The following is a 24,522-nucleotide window of genomic DNA, read 5'->3' as shown; positions in this document are numbered from 1 at the left end:
GTAATAAATATAACCAGAACTATTATTTTAAACAAGAAATATCTCGTTAAATAAAATAGATAAAGCAAAAAAAGTCGGAAGATTTTTCTTCCGACCACTTTTAACTTTCGAGTCTCTTTTTTTGAATTATATATCTTTATAAATGATTATTTACCAATCAATCTCTCAAGCCTAACCATCATTTCATCTTTCTCTTTCAACATACGCTCAAACAGAATGATTTTCTCTTCATGAAGTTTTTTGATCTCCTCAATCGGATTGTTATTAAAAACTTCAATCTTATTATTGAACATTGCATTATCAGAGAAATTACACGAAATTAAATTCACAGCTTGCTCCTCATCAAAATTCTGAAAAGCTTCCACAGGAATTTTTAATACAGCTGAAATTTGTCTTAGCAGATTGTCTTCGATTACATCTTTCTGCTCCAGCATAGAAATTTTCTTTTGGTTCCAGTCTTCTCCCAGATCATAGGCTAATGCTTCCTGCTTGATGTTAAGCATTTCTCTAAAACGTTTTACGTTTCTTCCCTGATGTATTTTCTGTTCCATAACGAATATCAATTTTCTAAAGGCTCAAAGGTAAAGCCATTTGGATAAAAATCCTGAGTTTCAAAGATAAAAAAATATCTCATAAAACCTTTGTTTTGTCAGAATATTATAGATGTATTCTGAATAGATTATCCTTTGGAAAGAACAGAACTTCGTTTGTGAATTTTAAATCTCCTTGATTATGAAAAAGAATAAAATATCCTTCGAAACGAGCTCTTGGGCAGGGGAGGTGTCGGGAAATCCAATTAAAGCCATTGATGCTTTTTTTGCCTTTGCAGATCTGGATTATTACAAACAGAATTTAACTGAAGCGGTAATGTGCAGCTATAAAAGTGACATTTACGAAGTGAACAATCCCTCCAATGCTTTTATTTTTTATACTGCTATAAACTCTTTTCTCAAATTGTGTTACTGCCTGCCAGAGAAAAGCAAAAAATGGAAAGTTACAGCATCTTTGCGCTCTGAAACGCTATTTCACCTTTCTTCCCTGACGGAGGAGGAATACGATAATCCTTTTGTGGTATTTCAAAAAGCATTTACTGAAAAAACGATGGAAGAATTTGAATCGTTTCTATGTCTCATCCTGGAGCTTTCCTTGTCTCCTCGGGATGGAGATCCATACTCTGACCTGACGACGCCCTATATTCATTTAATCAAAATGCTAGATGCAGTAGCGCTAATGAAAGAAAGGGGCATTGAAAAAATCAAGAAAACGGATCAGATTGATTGCGTAACGGAATAAAATATTGCTATATAAACTTAAAAAGTAAGGAAGGAGCATAAAAAAATCCCATTCCGTAAGAAATGGGATTTTGTGACCCTTACTGAACAATTTACAAACCATTTTATGAATGATTTAAAGAAATTAGTCTGGTTTCAAGTGAATTTGTAAGATAATTATTTTAGGTTTTATCAAGAAGTGGTTTAATGTTCGTGCTACTCACGGCAAGGAATCCCATAGCTGTTGTAGGTTGTTTTTTAACTTTTCTTGAAAATTTTGTATTTTGGTTTTTCGTAATCTGTTATGTCCAAAATAATATCATAAACACCTGTTAAAATTTCTATATTATCTCCTTTTGGAATTATTCCGTCGCTCATATCTTTTCCAAAATTTAAAGTCCAATCGTCATTAAAACGAAATTTAAACTCTCCTGTTTTTAAAGTCATATTTTTAATTGTCCAAATTCCTTTTGTTTCAGTTTCAACAAGTTTTGCATCAGGGCCATCCCAGCCTTTTTCTGTTGCACTTCCTACAATTCCCCAGGAAGGAAATATTTTTTTTGCTTTTTTTAGTTGATTTCCTATATGAAAATTTAATGACTCTATTTGTGAAGTCTCGTTTCTTTCAAAAACTACATCACCCATTAATTCTTCAGCGTAAAACAAATTTTCTTTTACAGGAAATAGAATAGTTGTTGACCCGTTTCTTTTCAGTTTTAATTTATTGTTTTCAAGGGTAAGGTAAATTACAAAATTGTTTTCTACTTGATAAGTTCCCAGATATTGCTTTAAAGTTTCTGAGCTCATGTTGGCGACAATTGGAATTTTATAATCTTTATTATATAAATTATACAAAGTTTTCATAATAGCATAAGTGGCAGTGTCTAAACCTCTTTCTGTATTTGTAAGCAGTATAATGCAGATATCATCTTCGGGAATTTGAACAAAATTGCTGCAAAAACCTTCTGCATAACCACTATGACCAACTGTCATTTTTTTAAACATTGGTCTTGTAATCCAACCATAGCCATAATTGTTTTTGAAGGGTGTATATGCTTTTTCTAAATTTTCTTTGGAGATAATTTTGTAATTTTTTAGGCCATTATAATATTTGTTTAAATCTTCAACAGTTGAGTATATTCCACCAGCTGCAAAAGGCATAGGTGGATCATAAACAATCGATGGTGTTTGTTCTTTTTCAGAAAAAATCTCATAGCCAGTGGTTTTATTTTCACTTTTTAGATTTTTAAAAGCAAAACCACTTTGCTTCATTTTCAATGGTTTGAATATGTATTTTTCAACTGCATTTTCGTAACTCATTCCAGTAACTTTTTGAATTACATAGCCTAGAAAATAATATCCCGAGTTAGAATAACTCCAATCGGTTCCAACTGGAAAATCCAAAGGTTTTGTTTTTTGAAATTCAACAAATGATTTTTCCGTTTGGTCTTTCATATCATTTCCTCTTGTATAGTCATAAATTCCAGAGGTATGAGTTAACAAACTTTCAATTGAAATAGCACTTGCATCTGGATAATCTGGATAGAACTTTGAAAGTTTATCCTGCAATGAAAGTTTTTTTTCTTCTACTAATTTTAAAATTACCGTTGCTGTAAAAGTTTTTGTTATGGAATATATTTGGAAAATGCTGTTAACGTTATTTTCCTTTTTTAAATCTACATTTGATAATCCGTAACCTTTATTTAGTAAGGTTTCTCCTTTTTCAGAAATAAAAACAGAACCGTTAAATAGATTTTGCTGATTGTAAAATTCAAAAAGTTGTTCTAATTTTTCTTTCTTACTTTGAGCAAAACCCAATTGTGTTATAAATAATAAAATAAAAGTGATTGATTGAATTGATTTCATGTTTTTTTGACTTTTTATTGAATTCTAACTAGCGGTTTGTCCTTTGTGACAGTTGGGTAAAATTATAATAAAAGATTACAAATAAAAATGCCGTACTGAATTTCAAGCAAAATTGAGAGTACAAGTTATATTCATTCCTTCATTATAAAGCATTTTTGAGTCTTTTGAGGTGTAATTTTTTATTTGAGATTTTCATTGTCAAATTCCATAAAACTAAAATTATTGTTAACATAAAGATAAGAAATTTGTAAGTCTAATGTTTTACAGTGTTGAGGAGCGGTTTGAATCCAGTAAGGTCAACTCTACAGGACAACCAAACCATTTGTTTTTAGAGGTATTAACTGATTAAATCGATATAAAAAGGTCAAAAAAAAATCCCATTTCGTTAGAAATGGGATTTTAAGTTTGTGACCTCGACTGGATTCAAACCAGTAACCTTCTGAGCCGTAATCAGATGCGCTATTCAGTTGCGCCACGAGGCCATTTTTGTTTCAATAAGCTATTTTTAGGAGCTTTGTTGAGCGTGCAAAGATAGACATAAATGTGAGATATGCAAGTAAAAAATCCACTACTGGCGGGAATTTCTTGTTCGTGAACATAAAGTGACAGATACAAAGCATAAAAAGATAATAGCTATAATACAAAATCCCACTTCGTAAGAAATGGGATCTTGTACTATTTAATTAAAGGTTAAAATTTATAACTATAGCCGAATCGAATTACTTGCGTCTCGTAATAATCCTTACTGCTATAACTAAAACCGTCTGCTTTTATTTGTCTTTGTAAAACCAGCGTATTGAAAATATCAGTAGCATTCAAAAACACTTCACCTTTTCCTTTCTGAACGGTTTTTTTAATTCCCATGTCAACAGAAAATCTTGAGTCAATTTTTCCCTGAGGGATCACATCAGGAGCCAGATAAATAACAGAAACTTGTCCTTTAAGTGTTTTATCGAGCTGTAAGGTATTGTTCCATTTTAAATTTCCTGAAACCATCTGCTGACGTTCGCCATTATAAATGCTTGGAACAGGATATAAATTGGTAACCGTAAAAGCATCAATTGTATTTTGATACAGATTTCCATTAATATTAAAAGAATACCAGGGAGTTACTTCCTGTGAGTATATCGCTTCGATTCCAAGTGAAGTACTCTTGTCGGCATTCTGGAATACATTGTAAATCAAAGTGCTTCCGGGAACAGTTGTGGCAATACGCGCTATGGTTCCGTTTATAATTCTATAATAGGCAGATGTCGTAAAATAGCCTTTTGCCATGGTTTTTTTATATCCTACTTCAAAGGCGCTGGTAAATTGCGGACGAAGCGCAGGATTTCCAACTTTTATAATTTCGGCATCATCATATTTTGGAAAAATACGAATATCAACTTCTGCTGGTCTGTCAACTCTACGGTTATAAAAAGCCGTGATTTTGTTTTTGTCATCGATTTTATATCCAAAACGAACATTAGGAAAAGGCTCTGTATAGTTATAACCGTCGCTTTTATAGGTTGGATGATTCGGATTAACGTCGTATTGTAGCTTTACATACTCAAGGCGCAATCCAAGTTCTGCTTCAATTTTATCCGATTCAAATATATAATTCGAATAAAGAGCAGGAATTACTTCTTTATAATTGGCCCATCCTCCGGCATTGGCATCAATAGGAGAATTTTGTCCCGGAAAGAATTGCATGTTGGTAGGGATTTCCCTGTTTCTGAATTTAAATCCGGTTTCAAATCGTCCATATTTCAAAGGTTTAATATAATCCAAATTGATATCGACTACTTTTTCATCAGATAAGAGTTTGAAAGAATCCTGTCCAACAGAAGCGGGCAGGGTATTGGTAAAAAAGTACTTTTCGTCTTCACGATGATAGGTGTAGTTGATTCCCGCATTTAATTTATGCCCCGGCTGTTTGAATTTATGTTCGTAAGAAGCGCTGGCCATCACCGTAGTTTTTAGTTCATCTTCCAGAAAAGACCAAAGACGCAATCGCTGAGAATAATCCTGATTAAAGAAAGGCTCGTCTCCGTTGTCTATAATTTTTTCACTTCCAAAAAGCCCTGAAAAAGAAAAACTATTTTGGTCGTTATAATTCCAATCAATTCCTGATTTAATGGTGGTATAATGGGTATTACGATTTCTGACCGTTTGCTGATTGATAACAGTACCATCGTCATAAGTTCGGGTTACAAATTCATTTTTGTTGAGCGTTTCAGTATATAAATAATCCGCCTGAAGGTAAGTATTGATTTTATTTTTGCGGTAATTCAGGGACAGCGATGGGTTCATTTTTGGTGTTAACTGATATTGTGGACGAATACCGGGAAGATTGGCTTTACGCTCCCAAAGAGCTCCGTATCCCGAACTGATTCCTACCTTTCCGTTGAATCCTTCCTGTTTGTTTTTCTTGTAAATGATATTGATGATACCCGCATTTCCGTTGGCATCAAATTTTGCAGAAGGATTATTTATAATCTCAATTTTCTCAATAGCGGATGCGGGAATATTATCAAGACCCGACTGATTTCCAAAACCGGTCAGTGCGGTTTGTTTTCCGTCAATAAGTACCATTACTTTATCATTACCGCGCAGCTGAACTTTCCCTTCATGAAGCGTTACGCCGGGAAGACTCTGCATCGATTGAAGGACAGAGCCGCCGCTTTGGGTAATATTGTCGGCTACAGAAAAGACTTTTTTATCCATTTTGGCGCTTACTTCTGAGGTTTTAGAAGTTACAACCACTTCAGATAAGGTATTGATATCTTCTTCGAGCTCGATACTATTAAGGTCCAGAAAATCGGATAGTGTACCTACGAAGATTTTTTGGGATTTAGTTTTGTAACCTATTGAAGTAATTTCAAGGGTATAATTTCCGGATGGTACGGCAGGTATATTAAAACGGCCTTCTTCATTGGTCACCGTTCCGGCAAGTACTTTTTGATCTTTTGTCGTTTTTAAAACTACATTAACATAAGGAAGCGTGGTTTTTGAAGTTTTGTCTTTAATTAATCCTGAGATTGTGGCTGGGTTGTTTTGTGCCGTTACGCTGTAAATTTTCATTACAAGAAGCGACAATACTAAAATTATCTTTAATTTCATTTTTATGGTTTTAATCTGCTATGCTTTTAATATAAGTTCCTTGTTTGTCAAAAATCAGGTCAACAGAAGTTACTTGAGCTTCAAATGTAACCGTACCATGAGCATCGGTGATCATTGCAGCTTCTTTGATTTTTTTGTTCTTGTATGTTTTTTGGATATAGGCCAGAGCATTGGTCGGAAGTTTCTTCACACTGATTTCTTCTTCAGTTTCCAGGATATTTCCGTTAGAATCTAAAAGTGTCGACTGTTTTGTTTGACCACTTGTAAAACTGGCTTCATAATTCTCTTTTTCCTTTTCCCATTTCACATTGGTCTGGTTAGGGTAGGAAAGTAAAAATTTTGATTTTACACGATTAGGAATGTCTTTCTCGCTTACACGCTGCGCTATGGCAAAGGAAGAAAAAAGCAGCACTAAGCATGTCAGGATTGAATTTTTCATTGATACTATTTTTTTTAATTGATAAAAATCATAGTACAAAGTTGAATTATGAATCTGTAGGAAGTCTGAATTTTTAAAATTTGACGCTAAAACAATGCAAATTAGTTTCGAAACTATAGTTTATTTCCCAATGGTTAAGCTCTGTAATTCTTTTAACGATCGCCAAACCAAGTCCATTTCCCTGAGAAGAAGGATTGGATTTTGAAAAACGGTTAAAGAGCTTCTCACTTTGCAAAGGTGTTGTTTGACCACTGTTGCGAAATATCAATTCATTTTCAAGAGTCGTAATAATGATCTTGCCGTTTTTTTCGTTGTGACGGATCGCATTTAAAAACAAGTTATTGATCAAAACTTCAGTAAGGGCTTGATTTCCAGTAATAGTTAAAGTAGTAGTAAGTTCTGTTTTAATAATCAGATTTTTAGCATTTGCCTGTTCGGTAAAAAAACTCAGGTGTTTTTTAAGATAATCGTTAAGGATAATTGTATTTTTTTCAAGAAAACACTCGTTGTCAATTTTAGAAAGCAACAACAGGTTTTTGTTTAGTTTGTTGAGTCTTGAAACATCACTATTTAATGAAGCAACAAGATCGGATTGTTCTTTGGTGAGATCAAGCTGAGTCAGCGTATCAATTTTAGTTTGAAACAAAGCTAATGGTGTTTGAAGCTCATGTGCGGCATTTTCGACAAACTCTCTCTGATTTTTATAGATGGCTGTGTTTTTATCCATCAGTCTTTCCAGACTTTTGTTCAGACGATCAAATTCATCAATATCAGTAGGAATAAAATGAGGTGGTTTGTTTTTATCAATTTCAAAATCCTGAATCTGATTTAAAGTATTGTAAAAAGGACTCCATACTTTAGCCGCCGTAGTTTTTGAGATCCAGATAATTCCGATCATAAGCACAACAATGATAAATAGAAACATGATGGCAATACTAAAAACCATTCCTTCCATTTCCAATAGATTAATCTTCTCGGTGTAAGTGTATCTTTTTCCATTTATGGTTACGGGCGCATAAAGTACGCGAAAAGGTTCTTTTTCTTTTGCAATAGGATCGTAGAGCATTTTTCCAACGATAGAATCGCTGCTAACGCCCATATCAGGTACAATCATTACGTCATGGTTGTACTTGTTCCATAAGTCGATATCTTTTTGGGTAAAATCCTTATGACTTTCCTTTACAAAGGCACCTTTATGAAAATGAAGCACTTCATCAGTTTCATAAATATAAAGCTGCTGGCTTATGTAATAAAACAATGGAGCCGCTATCAATAGAATAAGGATAGCGCAAGTAAGAAAGCTATTGGTTGTTTTATTTAGTAGTTTTTTTTTATTCATTTTCCCATTTATATCCCAAACCGTAAACTGTTTTAATATAGTCGCCGCTTCCTGCCTGGTGGAGTTTCTTTTTCAGGTTTTTGATATGTGCATATATAAAATCATGGTTATCGAGCATATCAGCCATATCACCGGAAAGATGCTCTGCTATAGCAGCTTTTGACAGCACTTTATTCTCATTTCCAATTAAAAAAAGAAGCAAATCTATTTCTTTCTTGGTCAAATCCAACTTGATATCGTTTACCGAAACGGATTTTGAAAGTATATCAATTACGATTTCATTGAAAATTATACTATTACATCCTTTGAAATTCTTTCGTCTGATAAGAGCCTGTACCCTCACAAGAAGTTCTGAGAGATGAAAAGGTTTCGTGAGATAATCATCCGCTCCAAGATTAAATCCTTCCAGACGTGTTTCAAGTGTTTCTTTAGCAGAAACCACAATAACTCCGTCAGTTTTATTTTTTCTTTTTAGCTCTCTTAGTATATCAAATCCGTCACCATCAGGTAGCGTCAGATCCAGAAGTATGCAATCATAATCGTAGGAATCAATTTTGTTAAGTGCCAAATTATAGTTTTCGGCAGTTTCGCATTGAATTCCATTGGTTCTAAAATAATTTTTGATGCTTTGAGCAATTTCCAGCTCATCTTCTATAATTAAAATCTTCATGCCGCAAGTTTATATACAAATTTTGTAGAAAAGTTGAATTGGTAATAATTTACGTTTCTTTTCTGGCAAAATCTAAGGTAGTGTTTTTTTAGCTTGTATAATTATTGTAAACAACGGAGTAATCTTCAGTTTTACTATAGTTGTAAGTTAACTATATGTTAAACTAATACAATGAGCTGTTTTTTTATTACAAATAGAAATAATGTTTTAAAAAAAAATCTATTTTCGTGCAAAATTCTAAATTTATTCAAAATTGATCAATTAATTTACATTTTGTTAAAGTGTAGAACAGGAAAAGTAAAATGGGATTAACTAATCTTGCAGCCTACATATTTAATGGATTATTAACTGTTTCTCTATAAGAAAATACCGATTTAAATATGAGAAAAATCATCTTTTTTAAATACTTTTAAGTCTTTCTTTATCGTTTTCTTCTTAGGGCAGAGAAGAGCAATATTTAACCTGGAAGTTATTTGAGAACCTATAGTAAAGTAAAAAAAAATTAACACAAAAAAGATAATGAATACCTATATTATTGCTAATTATTCAAGACTTAAACCTTTTCTTTTTTTTCTGCCTACGCTTTTTCTGGCTGTCATTGTTCTCTTTTTGTATAACCGGAATGCTTTAAATACTGATCAGTATATACAAATTCAAAAAGACAGTTTCTATTTTATTAATCATCATTTTGGACAGTATCCAAGTCTCGAGTATAATCTTACTCAGTTAGGAGATGCTTTTATCTTTTTATCATTTTTAAGTGTTTTAATTATTTATGCTCCTAAATTGTGGGAAGCTTTACTGTCAGGCTTACTGTTTTCTCTTTTATTTTCTTGTCCTTTAAAAAATATATTCTCTGTACCAAGACCGGCAGCAACATTTAATAATGATTCGTTTTTTATTGTAGGCAAGGCATTGTGCGGTCACAATAGTCTGCCGTCGGGACATTCTATTGTAACTTTTACAATACTTACAGTCTTGCTTTATGCTTTTATGCCTAAAAATTTAAAAATGAAAGTTTTATGGTATTTTGCAATTCTAATTATAGGATCGATTCTTGTCTTGACGAGAGTAGGTGTGGGAGCTCATTATCCGTTTGATACTCTTATAGGCGGAATTCTCGGATATATCTCGGGATTATTGGGTATTTTTATAAGCCGAAAATACAGAATCTTCAGTTGGATTAACAATAGAAAATATTATCCAGTATTCATTGTCTTGTTTCTTATTTGCAGTATTTGCCTAATCAATAAAATAATTAATGAAGATTTAGTCATCTTTTATCTAGCATTTATTAGTTTAGCCGTTTCATTATATAAAATTACTACTCTTTCAATTTATGAAATTACTGCCCTCTATGCTAAAAAGTAACTTAAGATTAACTCATTTTGTTTTACTTATGAGTTTTCTGAATTTTGTGTTCTTTCATTTGCCTTTTTTTACCTATGTCTTTGAGCATGTCGATTATAAAAGTCTCAACGGCATTGTTTTGATTGTTAGCCTAGTCATTTTGATGCTGGTTTTAAACGCCTTTGTTTTCTACCTCATATTTTCGCTTTCCCGTTATCTTGGAAAGTTTTTATTGGTTTTATTCTTTATGATTAATGCCGTTGCTGTTTATTTTGTTAATACTTATAGTGTTATAATAGACGAAAGCATGATCGGTAATGTACTCAATACCAATTTTGAAGAGTCTAGTAGTTTTTTCTCTTTTAAACTAATACTGTACCTGGTATTTCTTGGCATTATTCCCAGTATTTATATCATTAAAGTCAATATAATAAATGTTGCATTAAAGAAATTCTTAACCCTTTCTTCTTTAACCTTATTGTTTATTATCGTTTTGGTATTTGCTAATGCAAGCAATTGGCTTTGGATTGATAAGAACTCAAAGCAATTGGGAGGACTTGCAATGCCGTGGTCTTATTCGGTAAATACATCGCTTTTTTATATTCATAAATACAAGAAGAATCAGAAAGAAATTTTATTGCCAAATGCTGTAATAAAGGACAATCAAAAATCGGTTGTTGTTTTAGTAATTGGAGAATCTGCCAGAAGCCAGAATTTTTCGCTTTACGGTTATAAGAAAAATACCAATCCACTGCTTTCTAAGACAAAGAATCTATTTCATTTTAACGCCAATTCCTGTGCGACATATACAACAGCTGGTGTAAAATGTATTTTGGAGCATACCAACTCTGATGATTTATATGAAATCTTACCTAATTACCTTTATAGAAATAATGTAGAGGTTGTCTGGAGAACAACAAACTGGGGAGAACCTCCGGTACATATAGAGAAATATCAAAACAGAGATATTTTAAAGAAGGATTGTAAAGGCGAAGAATGTAACTATGACGAAGTTCTTTTAAGAGGTTTAAAAGAGCAGATTTTATCCAGTAAAAAAGATAAGATATTAATTGTACTGCACACCAGCACAAGTCACGGACCTACTTACAGCAAAAAGTATCCACCTGCGTTTGAAACTTTTAAACCGGTCTGTAATAGTGTTGAACTCGGGAAATGTTCTCAGGAAGAACTTTTTAATGCTTATGATAATACTATTGTTTACACCGATTATATCTTATCAAAGGTAATTGATGACCTTAAGGAGTTAAAAGAGTACAAAAGTGCTATGATCTTTGTTTCAGATCATGGGGAATCCTTAGGAGAAAAGAATTTGTACATGCATGGAGTGCCAATAAGTTTTGCTCCAAAAGAGCAGTATGAGATCCCTTTTATAGTTTGGGTATCGGACAATTCAAGACAACTCAAGGCAAATAAAACCGTATCACAAAACCATGTTTTTCATAGTGTTTTAAATTTTTTAAACATACAAAGTCCTGTTTATAATGAGCAAATGAACATTTTTAAATAGGAGGATAGAGAGAAGTAGATTTTTAATCATTTGCGAAGCCATTTCTATTCTGTCGTGAAAGTTTATAGACATTTTGTGTTCCGAGTCACTTTAATCATAAAGCTGGTGAAGTGTTGCTTTTAGCTGATTGAAAAATGGGTGCGTTGAGAAGTTTTTATTTTTAATCAAAACAATATCATTTGCAAGGATCGTACAGATATTTCTATTTGTCTTAACATATATCATTTAATAACCAGCAGACAAATCTGAGAAATCAGCAACAGCAGTAAAAATGCCTTACAAAGACAGACAGCGCCACAGTAAAAAGTGCCGCTGTCTGTTTTTTTTAGTATCTCTCGTTTTACATTCTTTTGGTTTCCTCTTTTAGTGATGTGGCTTTCACTTCTTTATTTTTTCCTGATCCAAAATAGTAGGTCAGTTGCACATAAAAGTTACGTGTTTCCCAACGATTAGTCCAGTCAGTTGACACGTTGTTAATTTTTGTGGTCTCGTTATAGAAGCTCTTTTTTAATAAGTTTGTACATCCTCCTTCCACGATCAGTTTTTTGTCCAACAAGCTTTTTTTACCGGTTAAACTCATGTCATAGGTAGCTATTGAAAAGCCACTCGGCGTGGTAGAGCGTCCATTGTAGAAACAATTCATGGTTATCTTCCAGCCCTTTTTTAAGTCTGCGGTCTGGTAAAAATTAAGATCATAACCGAAACCTGTTCCGCTATATGAAAAGTTTTTTATTTCTGATTTTTCCCCAATCAGATAGCTGTCTAAACTCAGCTGCATTGTCCACCATTCAGCAGGCTGGAAAGGCATGGATGCCGAAAAGCCAAACCTGCTGCCTTTGGCTGCATTGGCATCATAGGTAATATTATAGTTTTGGTCACGTTGGTAGTCTATAACCTTGATAAAGCCATCTTTATAAAGGTAGCCGTAAAGGCTAAGATTCAACTTACTTTTGTAGATATAACTCAGTTCAAAACTGTCGTAATATTGTGGTTTTAGTGCTGGATTTCCAATGTTCAGAGTATAAGCGTCTATATATTCGTAATAGGGATTCAGAGACAGATAATTCGGTCTGCCGATGCGTTTACTATAGCTAAATTTGTACTGGTTGTTTTCCTGCTTGTAACCAAAAGAAAAAGACGGGAATAAATTAGTGTATACTCCTTTATTCTCTTTGGAGTTTATTTGCGACGATGCTACAAAGTTGTAATGCTCTACACGCATTCCTGCCTGGATGTTCCATCGGCCAAATTCACCAGACGCCTGCGCATATCCGGAAACGAGTTTTTCATCATACTTAAAGTCATTGACCAATAAACTGTCGGGTATAAACAACAGTTTTGTATTGTTCGTTGTATAACGGTTGTAATAGTCCATTTTTACATAAGAGTACTTGGCACCTGCCTCAAAATTGATTTTCTTTGAAAGCTTATGACGAAAATCAATCTGTAGATTAGCAATAGTGTAAGATGTTTTGTTCTCACCTGCAAGCTTCATAAAAGTACCATCAGCATAATCATTAAGCTGCGCTCCATTTTTCTTCTGACTAAACTGCAAAAAGTTGGCCTGCACATCAAGTTTTGTGGTAAGGCTGTCGGAGGTAAAATTATAAAATACATTACCGGAAACACGTTTCTCCGGAACGGTAAAAAACTGACTAAGATCAACCCTGTTCTGCAAAGTGTTGCCAAGGTATTCATTCGTATACCCGCTGGTCGTTTCTTTACCGCTTTCGTTGTAATACTGCCATTCGGTGCTTAGAATCTGGTTTTTATTTATTTTTCTTTCTACAGCGAAGTTCAGGCTGGACGATTTAGTGACTGGTAGCCAGGTATTGTATTGGTCTATAATTTTTTCAGTTCCCTCCAGAGTAATATTCTGCTTTATATGTCTGTAATTAACTGATTTTCCATTGTAGTAAGATCCATTTGCAGTAAGTGTCCAAAGAGAGTCGTTATAAAACAATCTTCCTCCTTGTCTGCTTTTAAAATAGTCCCCTTTGTAAGCTGCAGTGTTTATGCTTCCGGACAAACCTGTGGCGTTGCTTTTCTTCAGAACAATGTTTACTATACCTGCGGTTCCTGCTGCTTCATACCTTGAAGAGGGTTGCGCTATGATCTCAATTGATTTTAGATCCGAACCCCTTAAGGAGCGTATATATTCGCGCAGAGCATCTCCCGAAAGCAAGCTTTTTCTGCCGTTAATCATAACCTGTATGTCCTTATTACCGTGGTAAACAAGGTTTTCGTCTTTATCAAGTCGCATACCCGGTACTCTGGCTACGGTTTCAAGTCCGTTGTTCCCATTTCCTATACCAGAGGCATCAACATCAAATATTGTTTTTTCCCCCTTTATGGTAATTGCATTTTTACGAGTATCAATAACAACTTCCTTAAGTTGGTTATGGTCCTGTATTAGCATAATATTCAGGATTTCGGGTAGGCTATGAGCTGTAATTTCTTTACTGTAATTGATATAGCCAAGGGAAGTTACCGAGAGACTGCCTGATTTAAAAGAAGAAGGAAGACGTATAACGTAATTACCTGTTTTATCCGTTTGCGTTGTAACTATTTTTTTTTGATTTTCGTCAGTAATGTATACTGAAGCAAGGGGAATTCCGGTGGCGGTGTTTTGATCTTTTACTGTACCTTTAATTGATGTTTGCGCCAGATTAAGCAAGGGGAATAAAAGCGCAGTGGCTATAAACAGTAGTTTTTTCATAGTTGATTTTTGATTGATGATTGATGATTTTTGATTGATGATTTTTGATTGATTTACACTGCAATGTTACTCTGCCTATTTCTTTCAAAAGCTTACTTAGTACCAATTGCACAGTTTATAAAACAAAAGCTAAGCTGCGTCTTGTTTTCTATTTAGTTGTGTAATCTTAGTAGTTCATCCTGTAATTAATCCTATTAAACCAGTCTGGTTGTCTTTATGATCTAAAAGAATTACTTTAGCCTAATGAGCAGAAAAAAAGAGATACTGTGCCACATTTTATTCTGGTTCTTATTTGTAGGGCTGGATGAGCTGCTAAGAAGTATGAGGGTTTCTAAGGATTTGGACCCCCTATGGGTTATTCTTCATCACATTGGCTTTCTATTGTTACAACTGCTGATTTTTTACCTTAACTATCTTATTATCTGTCCCAGGACAATTCCTTTTAAAAAATGGTATTTCCTAATTCTGGCAGAACTCAGCCTTGTATTGCTTTTTCCGTTCTTACGTTTTATTTACGAGGAAATCTTCCTCTTTAAAATAACAGGCAACCATAATTACAATATGGAAACGTTGACGCCACTTTATTATATTTGCGATAACTCGTATTATTCCATAAGAGTGCTGTTGTTTAGTCTTGTAGGTTATTTCATGAAATACCTTTGGAATACCAGTGCTCAGATGAACCAGCTGACCTTAGAAAAGAAGCACGCAGAATTACAGGTTTTAAAAAACCAGCTCAGTCCACACTTTTTATTTAATTCCCTGAACGGCTTCTACTCTGATTTGTATGACACAAACCCGGAAGTTGCTGCTGATATAATGAAACTATCGGAAATGCTGCGTTATGTTACTTATGAAAGCAAAAATGATATAGTATCGCTTAAAGACGAAACGATGTTTCTGAAAAATTATATTGATCTCTTTAAAAGACGTTTTGACGGCATGGTGGCGATAGATTTTATACATTCCGATAATCTGGGAAATCACAGAATACCATCATTAATGCTGATACATTTTCTTGAAAATGCCCTTAAGCATGGTATCAGTGATGATTTTGAAAATCCTATAACGATAAAGCTGAAAATTGAGAACGGAAGGTTTATCTTTACGTCAGAGAACAAGTACCGAATTATTAAAAGCTATGATGAGCACGGTATAGGAAACAAAAACATTAGCCAACGACTGAGTTTAATGTATCCTGACAACCACACTCTTATTGTTTCAAAGGACGATAACTACCACAAAGTAACCCTAAATATGCCATTGAGTTGATGAGTGATTACCTTACTGCCATAATTGTAGATGACGAACCCCCTGCTATCCGTCTGCTTCAAAAATATTTTGAGCAACTTCAGGGAATAAAATGTGTCGCTACCTGCACGCGGGCTTTAGACGCTCTTGTACTTATAGAAAAACACAAACCTGATGTGGTATTTCTTGACATACAAATGCCAGATCTTAACGGTATACAACTTTCAGCAATCATTAAGGACAAGGTGAAAATCGTTTTCACTACTGCTTATCCGCAATTCGCAATAGAGGGATTTGAAGTGAATGCGATAGATTATCTACTCAAACCCATAGCATTTGAGCGTTTTATTATGGCTGTGGAAAAAGTACGCAAACAGCAAACAGAATCTACCGTTGCAAATGCAACTGTCCAAACGAACATTGATGATTATTTTTTTGTGAAAACGGATGGCAAAAAACGTTATCAGCGTATTGAAGTCAAAACCATTAATTATTTAGAAAGCATAAAAAATTATGTAGTTCTGCATACGTCATCCGAACAGGTGGTGACCTACAATACCTTAAAATATTTTGAAGAAAACCTGCCAGGCAGCCAGTTTGTAAAAATTCACAAATCATTTATTGCAGCGATCGGTAAGATTGAAAAAACCGACAATAATGAAGTCTGGGTTTCGGGGAAATGCCTTCCAATTGGCGATACGTACAGAAATGATTTTTTTGAGAGGATCGAACAATTCGAAATTTAAAAGTTTTTTTGAACATTATTTCTAAATAGATATTCTCTCTTTGAATAGTATGAAATATTTGGTTCGAATGCCTTATTTTTGATTGTTAAGATTCTGTAAATTAGGTAATTAATTTAAAAAGACAACCTCACTGCTTGAAGAATGTAGCCCACAATAAGTACCATAGAGTAGGGAAGGCGTAGTGTAACCATTGTGCACGTTGCACAGCAACAGTTTGCAATTAATCTTTATATTTGATGCTTAAACTAATAAAATGAGCGAAAAAACGAAACCCTATGCCTTAATAACTGGCGCCAGCAAAGGCATTGGAAAATCTATTGCTTATGAATTAGCCAAACAGGGTTACCCGCTATTGCTTGTGGCAAGAAGTGAGGAGGAACTAAAAAAACTATCTGATGATCTTCAAGTTAAATATGACATCAATGCTTCTATTTTATCAATTGATCTTTCGATAGATGGCGCATCGTTAAAAGTAACCGATTGGATAAAAGAGAATAACTATCGAGTTGGCTTTTTAGTAAACAATGCCGGTTATGGAGTGTGGGGTGATTTTAGCCAGTCTTCTCTAACCGATCAGCTTGGTATGATGCAGCTTAATATGAATGTAGTTGTAGAACTTTCTCATTTATTAGTACCCATACTTTCACAAGAAAAACAAGCCTACATTTTGAATATATCGAGTACTGCAGCATACCAAGCGGTACCCACGCTAGCGGTTTATTCGGCTACAAAGGCTTTTGTTTTATCGTTTACGCGTGCTTTGCGTTTCGAACTTGCCCAAACTTCAATCTCAGTAAGCTGTTTTAGTCCAGGCCCGGTTGATACCGGTTTTGCTGCAAGAGCGGGTTTAAACGCTTTTAGCAAAATGGCTGAGAAGTTTAATATGCAACCTGATGAAGTTGCAAAAATTGCCGTAAAAGCCATGTTCAGTAAAAAATCAGAGGTTATACCGGGTTTTACAAATATCATTTCGGTTTATGCCAACCGTATACTACCAAAGGCTTTTATCGAAAAAACTGCAGCTGGGATTTATAAAATTTAATTTTTTCAAAAAAAAACAGGAAAAAATTCTTTGTAAAAGAGAAATTATATTTATCTTCGTTTTTAATATCTACTAATTCTATAGAGTATGTCTAATAAGAGAAATATGTTTGGTTTTCCGAAAGAACGAATGCAAGTAAACAACATGCGAATGTGTCGCTGTTGTTGTTGCCTTCGCTAATCTTTTAGATAAAATTACAAACACTATTATTTCATTTATTAAATCTATTTATTATGGTATCTTCTTATAAAACTTTTACCCTTACCGAGCAATTAACTAATGAGCAAATTGAATTTTTTAACCAATACGGCTTCATTCATTTCAAAAAATTTATAAATCCGGATACTGTCTCATCCATCATTGATGCTTCGAAACAAGTGGAGCAAAAATGGATTGACAATGACCTTAAAAAAGTAAATGGCGTTCCAATTAAATTCGGAAAAGATTTAGACGGTTCTCCAATTGTACAACGTTTTGCTTTTATCAATCAGCATCATCAAACCTTGAGTGGTCTTTTACTTGATCCAAGATTTAATGGTTTGTTACAATTGGCAGGTGATGACGCAAGATTAGGAACTGAAGAAAAAGACGGAATGGTTTTCAATCATTATATCAATGGGCCGGAAAGTAAGTTTACCAAGATGGGCTGGCATACCGATGGTTTAAGAGACATTTTTTACGGTTCAAAATTAAATCCGATGTTAAATGTGGGGATCCATTTAAGTACTTTAAAACCTGAAAACGGTGGTCTTAAAATTATTCCGGGTACACACAAGCAAGGTATTTATCAAATGCTTTTCCGAAAAAAATACTTTTTAGATCATAACGCCGATCCAGAAGAGATATCTATCAATCCCGAAGCTGGAGATTTAACCATTCACGATGGCCGTTTGTGGCACAGAGTTGCTGAGTCTTCTATTCGTGGGGAAGAAAGTAGGAGGAGAGTTATCTATATTCCAATTATAGCTGGAAAATATGCTCCTAAAAACGAGAACAGTCCAACGGTTTTCTATCAACGTTTTGCCGGTATTGTTAAGTAGTATGCTGTTTATTATCGCATTTAGTTATCTGGTTAGATCAGGTAAGCTAAAAAGAACGACCGAGTTTTTTAAAAATACGCAAAGAAAAATAAAACTAAAAACTATAAAACTAGAATTAGTTGTACTATCTGGCTTAAAAATATTGCGCTATTAATGGAAAAAGAAAGAGAGATTGAAGGTTATACTGCAATTGCACAAAGAACATTTTCAGACCGTAAGCGAACAAATATTTTAAAAAGAGCAGAACAGTTAACGATTGTATTTTTCCTTCCAAAGGTACCCGGATTCATTTCGCCGAACGTACTTACTTTAATTGGTACACTAGGTTCGGGATTGATTTTTTTAGCCTTTGTTTTAGGTACTTATGTAACAAATTGGTACTTGCTTTTGGGAATTATCGGATTGGTCATAAATTGGTTAGGTGATTCTTTAGATGGAAGATTGGCTTATTATAGAAATATTCCGCGTCGTTGGTATGGTTTTGCACTTGATATTATTGCCGATTGGATTGGTATTGTACTTATAGGCTTTGGCTACTACATTTATGCTAAAAATGGTACACAGATAGTAGCCTTCGCTTTTGTCGCACTGTATGGCTGGTCGATCATCATCAGTCAGTTACGCTATAAAATTACAAATGAATATAGTATAGATTCTGGCTTTGTTGGTCCAACAGAACTTAGATTTATTATTGCTTTGATTTTAATTGCAGAAGTTTTGTTTGATGGATCGATTACCTATTTAGCAGGCTTAATCACTATTATACTGTTTACAATCAACACTAGTGACAGCTTAAAGCTTCTAAAGTTAGGCGATTTAAAAGACAAAAACCAGAACTGATATGTTCAGGAAAAAATCCATTTTCACTTTTCTTCGAGCGCAAGTTGCGGCATTTTTAGGTGGTATGACCGATTATGTCTTAATGATTTTATTAACAGAGGTGTTTAAACTGCATTTTACCTTTTCTATTTTAATCTCCGGAACCGTGGGTGCCATTATCAATTTCAGCATCAATAGATTTTGGGTATTTAAAAATCAGTCTGGTTATGGCAGTCGCATCAATAGTCAGCTTTTTAAATTTGCGTTGGTTGTACTGGGAAGTATTTCTTTAAAATCATTTGGTACGCTTATTTTGCAAAAAGCGTTTCAAATCGATTATAGAATTGGAAGATTAATCACGGATAGTTTTGTTTCTTATGGATTTAACTATCCACTGATTAAATATTGGGTTTTTAAGGCAAAGAAAGAAGAGACTATAATCGAATCCAATTAATACATAAATAACCAATCGTGTTTTTTATTCAACACATAGAAACATAGATTTTATGTGTAATAGAAGAAGACAAAAAGGAACTAGTTTCTAACACATATCCAACTATGTTTCTTTAAACAAGTGAAACGTCTTTTTTAAGCCTCCAAATCTATGTATCTATGTGTTAAAACGATTTTAACCAACGGGTTATGTAAAAAAAATATGTTATGAATAAACTATCATTTAAATACTTTACAAAATCACTAATCGTTATAACGATCTTAGTGAATATGATTTCTGGAAATCTATTGGCACAATCCAAGAATCCATCGCCATTAAATTTTCCAACGCCTAAAAATATAGATAATATGCTATTTTATATTCAGCGAGACCCCAATACAAACACGGCTATTTACGCCATTAACTATCAGGAGAATGGAAAAATAGACAAAAGTAATCCTGTAAAAGCGTATTGGATTCGATATGCTGAGAAAGGCGAAAAAAAAGATTTTAATTATATGCAACGCAAATTCGCATACGGAATAGAAAGTAAAACTCTGAATAATGAGGAGTTTGAGCTTCAATTTGTATCATATAAAAAGTTACCCCTAACCTTGAAAAAGATAGATTCAGATCAAAAATATCATGCTTTTGTAAGTGTAAATCAGAAAAGAATACAGGTAGAAAAAATATTTGTGCGCATTGAAGGAGGTTCTTTTTTGCTGCCCAATGTAAAGTATGCCGAAGTTACCGGAATTGATGTTTCCTCCAATAAAACAATTACGGAGAGAATGTTATTGAAATGAGGTATCCTCATTCTCCGAAGTGTTCTCATGAAAAGCAACGCAAATGTCTCTGACTTTGCGTTTTTTTGTTCCGTTACTCTACATAAAAATACTCTAACTGACGTTTGTAATAATTACACTCAAAGAGTTCGATTAAACTTTTTCAATTAGTCTGTGATCAGTTTGAATTTTACGGGTTGAAAAAAGATATTTGAATTTTTCTCAAAATAAATTCCATTTTCTTTTTTATCTAATTTTACTTTGTAATTATGAATTATGGTAGTTTGTGCAATCATATTTACCTGGTAAGTATCTCCAATTTTATTTGCTTTGGATATATCCTGAACAATACCATTAATCACAACTGATTTAGGAACAACAGCAGTGTCATTTAATTTAAAACTAACTATATATCCTTTTTCATTATTATTGTTATAACTTTTATACGTTTGATTTTTAATATCTAAAAGTTGCCCGGAACAGGAAAAAAGAAAAAAAAGTCCAAAATAAAATAATAAAAAGAAGGTTTTAGGAATACTATTTTTCATACTTTTAGCGTTTTACAAGCACAAATCTAACTTAAATTAAACGATTGAAAAAATAATGAAATTAAAATATATTGCTAAGACATTACTTGTAGGATTAGTTTTTACAGCTTGCAGCAAGGATTCTGATTCTGACACTAAAGAAGTTACAACAACCAAGCCAGACGAGATTAACAATTTTGTTTGGAAAGCTATGAATTCTTGGTACTACTGGCAGCCCAACGTTGCCAATTTGTCCGACAGCAAAATCACTTCTACTGAAGTATATAACAATTTAATCAACGGAAAAACTCCCGATGCGCTTTTTTATTCACTCCTATATCAAAGAGGAACTGTTGATAGATTTTCCTGGATTGAAAACAGTAATGAGATAGTGCGTGTTTCAAAAATTGCAGAAGTTGAAAAAAAAGGTGGTTTTAATTACGCAATCTACCCTAAAGATGCATCCAATACAAATATGGTAGCCTTAATTAACTACATCGTACCTAATTCATCAGCAGCTTTGGCAGGATTGAAAAGAGGAGACGTTATTACAAAAATAAATGGAAGCCAGCTTACTTCAAGTAATTATGATCAACTAGAAAACGCACAATTCACAATTACTTTGGCAGCAAGCGTGCAATTTTCAAGCGGTAGTTTAGTAACCACAGATAAAACAGGAACTGTGACTGTATCAAAATCCGAAATTGATGAAAACCCAGTTGCTTATTACGAAAAGAAAGTATATGGAGCGAAGAATATTGGTTATCTGGTTTTTAATGCTTTCAAATCCGATTATAACGATGAACTCAATTTGGCTTTCTCTAAAATGAAATCGGATGGAATTAACGAATTGGTTTTAGATTTAAGATACAATGGAGGCGGTTCATTAGAAACGGCAGTAGCTCTGGCTCAAATGATTAATGGCGGTTTTACCAATAAGCCATATATTTATTTAGACTTCAATAATAAACACAATAATGAAGACGGCTATGAAAATCTTTCCGAAAAAGTAAATATTTTTAACTTGGTTGGTAACGAACCAACTTTTCAGAGACAAGAAAGTATAAACAGCCTTGCTTTGACAAAAATATATGTGCTGGTAAGTTTTCAAACCGCTTCTGCCAGCGAGCTTACGATACAGTGTCTAAAAAAATACATTAATGTAATCACAATAGGCGAAGAAACCGTTGGTAAATTTGTTGGCTCAAACACATTATACGATTCTCCTGCTAATGATTATACGTCCTATGCCAATCGAAGTACTAAACACAAATGGCAATTGCAACCCATTACTTTTTCATATTACAATAAAGACAAAGACCCAAATCCAGCCAAAATTGTACCTGATTACCAAATCAATCCTTATAGTACTTTCTTAAATCTGGTTGAATTTGGAAACGTAAAAGATCCTTATTTGAATAAAGCTCTCGAATTAATTACGGGCCAAACTATGCGAACTACAGCAAAAACCGCTAACCCTTCTTTTCCATTAAAAATTGACAATCTTGCGGCATTCAACCCTACAAATACTGCCAAAGGTTTATATATAGAGGATTTAGAAAGGTTAAAAAAACAATAAATAGCAACGAAACTAAATTTAGAAATTAAAATCAGCAATCTTAACTAAGATTATTTCAATTTAGATAAAATTCGTGCTTAAAGTATAAATTAGCTCTTTTAATCTCAATAAAAGAGCTTTTTTTATAGGCATAAATCATTTTTTCGCTTCCTCGTTCTCCGAAGTGTTCTCATGAAAAGCTGCGCAAATGTCTCTGACTTTGCGTTTTTTTTGTTCTTTAGAAATTATAAACGCGATAAAAGTATCCTGACTTTTTGCGTTTAGTTCTTATTTATTGTCGTGGATTTTTTTGCATTCAAGAAAAGTGTTCTAAGAAAGTTCTTTTTAAAGCCAGAGACTTTATGGAGTCTCTGTTTTTCAATTATATTTGTTTAATATGGCGCAAAGTCAGAGACATTTGCGCAGCGTAAAGAAGAACATTTCGGAGAGAGGGGCATTTTTTTGCAAAGAAAATTAAAGTATGAATATGGTATTTAAATTAGAATGTATGTGTTATAAATAATATCAATTCCGATGGAAAAACTAATAAAAAATAATATAGAGTATGACTGTTAATTATCAGGACAGGATTGATGCTGTCGAAAAAAAAATCACAAATCTGGAAAAAAACATTATCTGGTACAAACAGTTTGCCGCGTCTATTGGAATAGTAGGTTTTTGTCTATTTTTTGTTCTTCAGTTTTTCATTATAAACGGATCGCCTGAGGAGAGAAACATCATTGATATTCTTGGATCTATTTCGGGTGGAGTTGTATCATCACTTTTTGCTCTAGCAGGACTGATTTTGGTGTATGTTGCTTTTTTAGGACAGAGGCAGCAGGTGTTCTATCAGCAGATTGAAATGATCTACAATAAGATTGAACTTGATCTTACCAGAAAAGAAATGCAGAATCAGCAGCTCGAAATGAAAAAACAGAATGATACCCTTAAGGTTCAAAAATTTGAAAATTTGTTCTTTCAGCTTATATCGAATTATCAGAATATTAAAACTTCTTTTTATATAGTTATGGATAAAAATCTTTTTATGGAATTTAAGGATTCTTATTACAGGCTTCTAAATGAAATAGATTATGAAAACAAAAGTGATTTGCTTATATCGCAGTTTACTTACAATGATGTTATATTGGAGAACTCCACATTTGAAAATACATTTTTATATCAGGTAAATTCAATTTTGAAGTTTGTTTACAGTAGTGACGACATTGCAGATAAAGAACTGTATATCGATATTTTGGGAAAGGCAATGTCAACGGCAGAAAAATTCTGTCTGTTTTTAGTGTGCCAATTGGATGGGAGTATTTCAGAAAATGATAAGGAATTTATTGAACGTAGTCAGATTTTGAACGGTATAAGCCTGCCTCAGGTTGTTAGGTAAACTATTTCGACTAAATATATGAGATTTTGAATTTATCTTTTTTAGCTAAAATTTTTCTACTGCATGTGTAAAGAAATAGAGAGCATTAACAATAATAAATACCAAATAATACTTAATATAATAGATCACTTTTATTAAAGAATGATTAGAAGATAATAAAAGGTAATCCCGCTCTCCGAAGAGTTCCTATGAAAATCTGCGTGAATATCCCTAGTTCTCCGAAGTGTTCTCATGAAAAGTTGCGCAAATGTCTCTGACTTTGCGTTTTTTTTTGTTCTTTGGGAATTATGAACGCGATAAAAGTCTCCTGACTTTTTACGTTTAACTCTGATTTATTGTCTTGTTTTTTTTGCATTCAAGAAAAGTGTTTTAAGAAAGTTGTTTTTAAAGTCAGAGACTTTATGAAGTTTCTGTTTTTCAATTATATTTGTTTAAAATGGCGCAAAGTCAGAGACATTTGCGCAGCGTAAAGAAGCACACTCAGCTCTTCATTTAAGAAATCATTTTATTACAGCTGATTTTATAATTAGTGTTCTCTTTCGGTATAAATATTTGAAATGTTTAAAAAAGGGCTGAAAGCCCAAAAGCGTAAAAATAGTGCAACGCACTATAAATTAAGATAATGAATCATAATGCCCTGA

At 33.5% G+C, this 24,522-nt stretch carries 20 protein-coding genes and 1 tRNA gene; 12 read left to right on the top strand and 9 right to left on the bottom strand.

The features are described from left to right. Positions 1-146: 146 nt before the first annotated feature. Positions 147-551: a helix-turn-helix domain-containing protein gene (locus FLA105534_RS21840; RefSeq protein WP_173968196.1), complete on the bottom strand. Its 405-nt coding sequence runs from the start codon at positions 549-551 to the stop codon at positions 147-149. A 181-nt stretch (positions 552-732) separates the two neighbouring features. Between FLA105534_RS21840 and FLA105534_RS21835 the strand changes: the two genes are divergently transcribed. Beyond that, positions 733-1,293 (top strand): hypothetical protein, encoded by a 561-nt coding sequence (locus tag FLA105534_RS21835; protein WP_173968195.1) that lies wholly within the window; start codon positions 733-735, stop codon positions 1,291-1,293. Positions 1,294-1,529: 236 nt separating this feature from the next. Here FLA105534_RS21835 and FLA105534_RS21830 read toward each other — a convergent pair whose 3' ends face one another. The 6 genes from FLA105534_RS21830 to FLA105534_RS21805 form a co-directional block, all read right to left on the bottom strand. Continuing rightward, entirely contained in the window at positions 1,530-3,137 is a 1,608-nt protein-coding gene (locus FLA105534_RS21830; RefSeq protein WP_173968194.1) for a serine hydrolase, read from the bottom strand. Positions 3,138-3,545: 408 nt separating this feature from the next. Then, positions 3,546-3,619, bottom strand: a tRNA-Arg gene (locus tag FLA105534_RS21825). A gap of 208 nt (positions 3,620-3,827) precedes the next feature. Further along, positions 3,828-6,239: a TonB-dependent receptor domain-containing protein gene (locus FLA105534_RS21820; RefSeq protein ID WP_173968193.1), complete on the bottom strand. Its 2,412-nt coding sequence runs from the start codon at positions 6,237-6,239 to the stop codon at positions 3,828-3,830. 10 nt (positions 6,240-6,249) lie between these two features. Further along, entirely contained in the window at positions 6,250-6,678 is a 429-nt protein-coding gene (locus FLA105534_RS21815; RefSeq protein ID WP_173968192.1) for a PepSY-like domain-containing protein, read from the bottom strand. A gap of 73 nt (positions 6,679-6,751) precedes the next feature. After that, positions 6,752-8,017 carry a sensor histidine kinase gene (locus FLA105534_RS21810; protein ID WP_173968191.1) on the bottom strand — a complete coding sequence of 422 codons (1,266 nt, stop codon included), beginning with the start codon at positions 8,015-8,017 and terminating at the stop codon, positions 6,752-6,754. After that, the gene (locus FLA105534_RS21805; RefSeq protein ID WP_173968190.1) at positions 8,010-8,687 is read right to left on the bottom strand and encodes a response regulator transcription factor; all 678 of its coding nucleotides are present in this window, start codon (positions 8,685-8,687) and stop codon (positions 8,010-8,012) included. Before FLA105534_RS21805 ends, FLA105534_RS21810 begins: the two co-directional genes overlap by 8 nt. 519 nt (positions 8,688-9,206) lie before the next feature. On the opposite strand from FLA105534_RS21805, the gene FLA105534_RS21800 reads away from it, so the two are divergent. Together FLA105534_RS21800 and eptA are read left to right on the top strand one after the other, a co-directional pair. Continuing rightward, positions 9,207-10,058, top strand: coding sequence for a phosphatase PAP2 family protein (locus FLA105534_RS21800; RefSeq protein WP_173968189.1), 852 nt, complete (start codon positions 9,207-9,209; stop codon positions 10,056-10,058). After that, the gene (gene eptA, locus FLA105534_RS21795; protein WP_173968197.1) at positions 10,045-11,565 is read left to right on the top strand and encodes a phosphoethanolamine--lipid A transferase EptA; all 1,521 of its coding nucleotides are present in this window, start codon (positions 10,045-10,047) and stop codon (positions 11,563-11,565) included. The genes FLA105534_RS21800 and eptA overlap by 14 nt, the downstream gene beginning before the upstream one ends. A 340-nt stretch (positions 11,566-11,905) precedes the next feature. Here the strand turns inward: eptA and FLA105534_RS21790 are convergent, their stop codons facing one another. After that, complete coding sequence (locus FLA105534_RS21790) at positions 11,906-14,284, bottom strand: TonB-dependent receptor family protein (protein ID WP_173968188.1); 2,379 nt, start codon at positions 14,282-14,284, stop codon at positions 11,906-11,908. A 243-nt stretch (positions 14,285-14,527) separates the two neighbouring features. On the opposite strand from FLA105534_RS21790, the gene FLA105534_RS21785 reads away from it, so the two are divergent. The 7 genes from FLA105534_RS21785 (at position 14,528) to FLA105534_RS21755 (ending at position 20,421) form a co-directional block, all read left to right on the top strand. After that, on the top strand, positions 14,528-15,556 hold the full coding sequence (locus FLA105534_RS21785) for a sensor histidine kinase (RefSeq protein ID WP_173968187.1): 1,029 nt from the start codon (positions 14,528-14,530) through the stop codon (positions 15,554-15,556). Beyond that, complete coding sequence (locus tag FLA105534_RS21780; RefSeq protein ID WP_173968186.1) at positions 15,556-16,281, top strand: LytR/AlgR family response regulator transcription factor; 726 nt, start codon at positions 15,556-15,558, stop codon at positions 16,279-16,281. Before FLA105534_RS21785 ends, FLA105534_RS21780 begins: the two co-directional genes overlap by 1 nt. 253 nt (positions 16,282-16,534) lie before the next feature. After that, positions 16,535-17,323: an SDR family NAD(P)-dependent oxidoreductase gene (locus FLA105534_RS21775; protein ID WP_173968185.1), complete on the top strand. Its 789-nt coding sequence runs from the start codon at positions 16,535-16,537 to the stop codon at positions 17,321-17,323. A 233-nt stretch (positions 17,324-17,556) separates the two neighbouring features. Further along, positions 17,557-18,363, top strand: coding sequence for a phytanoyl-CoA dioxygenase family protein (locus FLA105534_RS21770; RefSeq protein ID WP_173968184.1), 807 nt, complete (start codon positions 17,557-17,559; stop codon positions 18,361-18,363). A gap of 153 nt (positions 18,364-18,516) precedes the next feature. Continuing rightward, on the top strand, positions 18,517-19,203 hold the full coding sequence (locus FLA105534_RS21765) for a CDP-alcohol phosphatidyltransferase family protein (protein ID WP_173968183.1): 687 nt from the start codon (positions 18,517-18,519) through the stop codon (positions 19,201-19,203). 1 nt (position 19,204) lies between these two features. Beyond that, entirely contained in the window at positions 19,205-19,636 is a 432-nt protein-coding gene (locus FLA105534_RS21760) for a GtrA family protein (protein ID WP_173968182.1), read from the top strand. Between the two features lie 206 nt (positions 19,637-19,842). Then, positions 19,843-20,421 (top strand): DUF4833 domain-containing protein, encoded by a 579-nt coding sequence (locus tag FLA105534_RS21755; protein ID WP_173968181.1) that lies wholly within the window; start codon positions 19,843-19,845, stop codon positions 20,419-20,421. A 146-nt stretch (positions 20,422-20,567) separates the two neighbouring features. Here FLA105534_RS21755 and FLA105534_RS21750 read toward each other — a convergent pair whose 3' ends face one another. Then, complete coding sequence (locus FLA105534_RS21750; RefSeq protein WP_173968180.1) at positions 20,568-20,948, bottom strand: hypothetical protein; 381 nt, start codon at positions 20,946-20,948, stop codon at positions 20,568-20,570. Between the two features lie 55 nt (positions 20,949-21,003). On the opposite strand from FLA105534_RS21750, the gene FLA105534_RS21745 reads away from it, so the two are divergent. Both FLA105534_RS21745 and FLA105534_RS21740 read left to right on the top strand, forming a co-directional pair. Beyond that, positions 21,004-22,506 carry a S41 family peptidase gene (locus FLA105534_RS21745; RefSeq protein ID WP_173968179.1) on the top strand — a complete coding sequence of 501 codons (1,503 nt, stop codon included), beginning with the start codon at positions 21,004-21,006 and terminating at the stop codon, positions 22,504-22,506. A 544-nt stretch (positions 22,507-23,050) separates the two neighbouring features. Further along, positions 23,051-23,881, top strand: coding sequence for a hypothetical protein (locus tag FLA105534_RS21740; RefSeq protein WP_173968178.1), 831 nt, complete (start codon positions 23,051-23,053; stop codon positions 23,879-23,881). Positions 23,882-24,522: the final 641 nt, after the last annotated feature.

Source organism: Flavobacterium collinsii (assembly GCF_902804485.1).
GTDB classification, from domain to species: Bacteria; Bacteroidota; Bacteroidia; order Flavobacteriales; family Flavobacteriaceae; genus Flavobacterium; species Flavobacterium collinsii.
Note: the sequence above shows the minus strand (reverse complement) of the source record. Positions and strands in the feature narration are given on the sequence as shown.

What these genes read in the sequence shown, in the direction of transcription:
- FLA105534_RS21840 (WP_173968196.1), bottom strand. Translation starts at nt 551, where the DNA reads ATGGAACAGAAAATACATCAGGGAAGAAACGTAAAACGTTTTAGAGAA.
- FLA105534_RS21835 (WP_173968195.1), top strand. Translation starts at nt 733, where the DNA reads ATGAAAAAGAATAAAATATCCTTCGAAACGAGCTCTTGGGCAGGGGAG.
- FLA105534_RS21830 (WP_173968194.1), bottom strand. Translation starts at nt 3,137, where the DNA reads ATGAAATCAATTCAATCAATCACTTTTATTTTATTATTTATAACACAA.
- FLA105534_RS21820 (WP_173968193.1), bottom strand. Translation starts at nt 6,239, where the DNA reads ATGAAATTAAAGATAATTTTAGTATTGTCGCTTCTTGTAATGAAAATT.
- FLA105534_RS21815 (WP_173968192.1), bottom strand. Translation starts at nt 6,678, where the DNA reads ATGAAAAATTCAATCCTGACATGCTTAGTGCTGCTTTTTTCTTCCTTT.
- FLA105534_RS21810 (WP_173968191.1), bottom strand. Translation starts at nt 8,017, where the DNA reads ATGAATAAAAAAAAACTACTAAATAAAACAACCAATAGCTTTCTTACT.
- FLA105534_RS21805 (WP_173968190.1), bottom strand. Translation starts at nt 8,687, where the DNA reads ATGAAGATTTTAATTATAGAAGATGAGCTGGAAATTGCTCAAAGCATC.
- FLA105534_RS21800 (WP_173968189.1), top strand. Translation starts at nt 9,207, where the DNA reads ATGAATACCTATATTATTGCTAATTATTCAAGACTTAAACCTTTTCTT.
- eptA (WP_173968197.1), top strand. Translation starts at nt 10,045, where the DNA reads ATGCTAAAAAGTAACTTAAGATTAACTCATTTTGTTTTACTTATGAGT.
- FLA105534_RS21790 (WP_173968188.1), bottom strand. Translation starts at nt 14,284, where the DNA reads ATGAAAAAACTACTGTTTATAGCCACTGCGCTTTTATTCCCCTTGCTT.
- FLA105534_RS21785 (WP_173968187.1), top strand. Translation starts at nt 14,528, where the DNA reads ATGAGCAGAAAAAAAGAGATACTGTGCCACATTTTATTCTGGTTCTTA.
- FLA105534_RS21780 (WP_173968186.1), top strand. Translation starts at nt 15,556, where the DNA reads ATGAGTGATTACCTTACTGCCATAATTGTAGATGACGAACCCCCTGCT.
- FLA105534_RS21775 (WP_173968185.1), top strand. Translation starts at nt 16,535, where the DNA reads ATGAGCGAAAAAACGAAACCCTATGCCTTAATAACTGGCGCCAGCAAA.
- FLA105534_RS21770 (WP_173968184.1), top strand. Translation starts at nt 17,557, where the DNA reads ATGGTATCTTCTTATAAAACTTTTACCCTTACCGAGCAATTAACTAAT.
- FLA105534_RS21765 (WP_173968183.1), top strand. Translation starts at nt 18,517, where the DNA reads ATGGAAAAAGAAAGAGAGATTGAAGGTTATACTGCAATTGCACAAAGA.
- FLA105534_RS21760 (WP_173968182.1), top strand. Translation starts at nt 19,205, where the DNA reads ATGTTCAGGAAAAAATCCATTTTCACTTTTCTTCGAGCGCAAGTTGCG.
- FLA105534_RS21755 (WP_173968181.1), top strand. Translation starts at nt 19,843, where the DNA reads ATGAATAAACTATCATTTAAATACTTTACAAAATCACTAATCGTTATA.
- FLA105534_RS21750 (WP_173968180.1), bottom strand. Translation starts at nt 20,948, where the DNA reads ATGAAAAATAGTATTCCTAAAACCTTCTTTTTATTATTTTATTTTGGA.
- FLA105534_RS21745 (WP_173968179.1), top strand. Translation starts at nt 21,004, where the DNA reads ATGAAATTAAAATATATTGCTAAGACATTACTTGTAGGATTAGTTTTT.
- FLA105534_RS21740 (WP_173968178.1), top strand. Translation starts at nt 23,051, where the DNA reads ATGACTGTTAATTATCAGGACAGGATTGATGCTGTCGAAAAAAAAATC.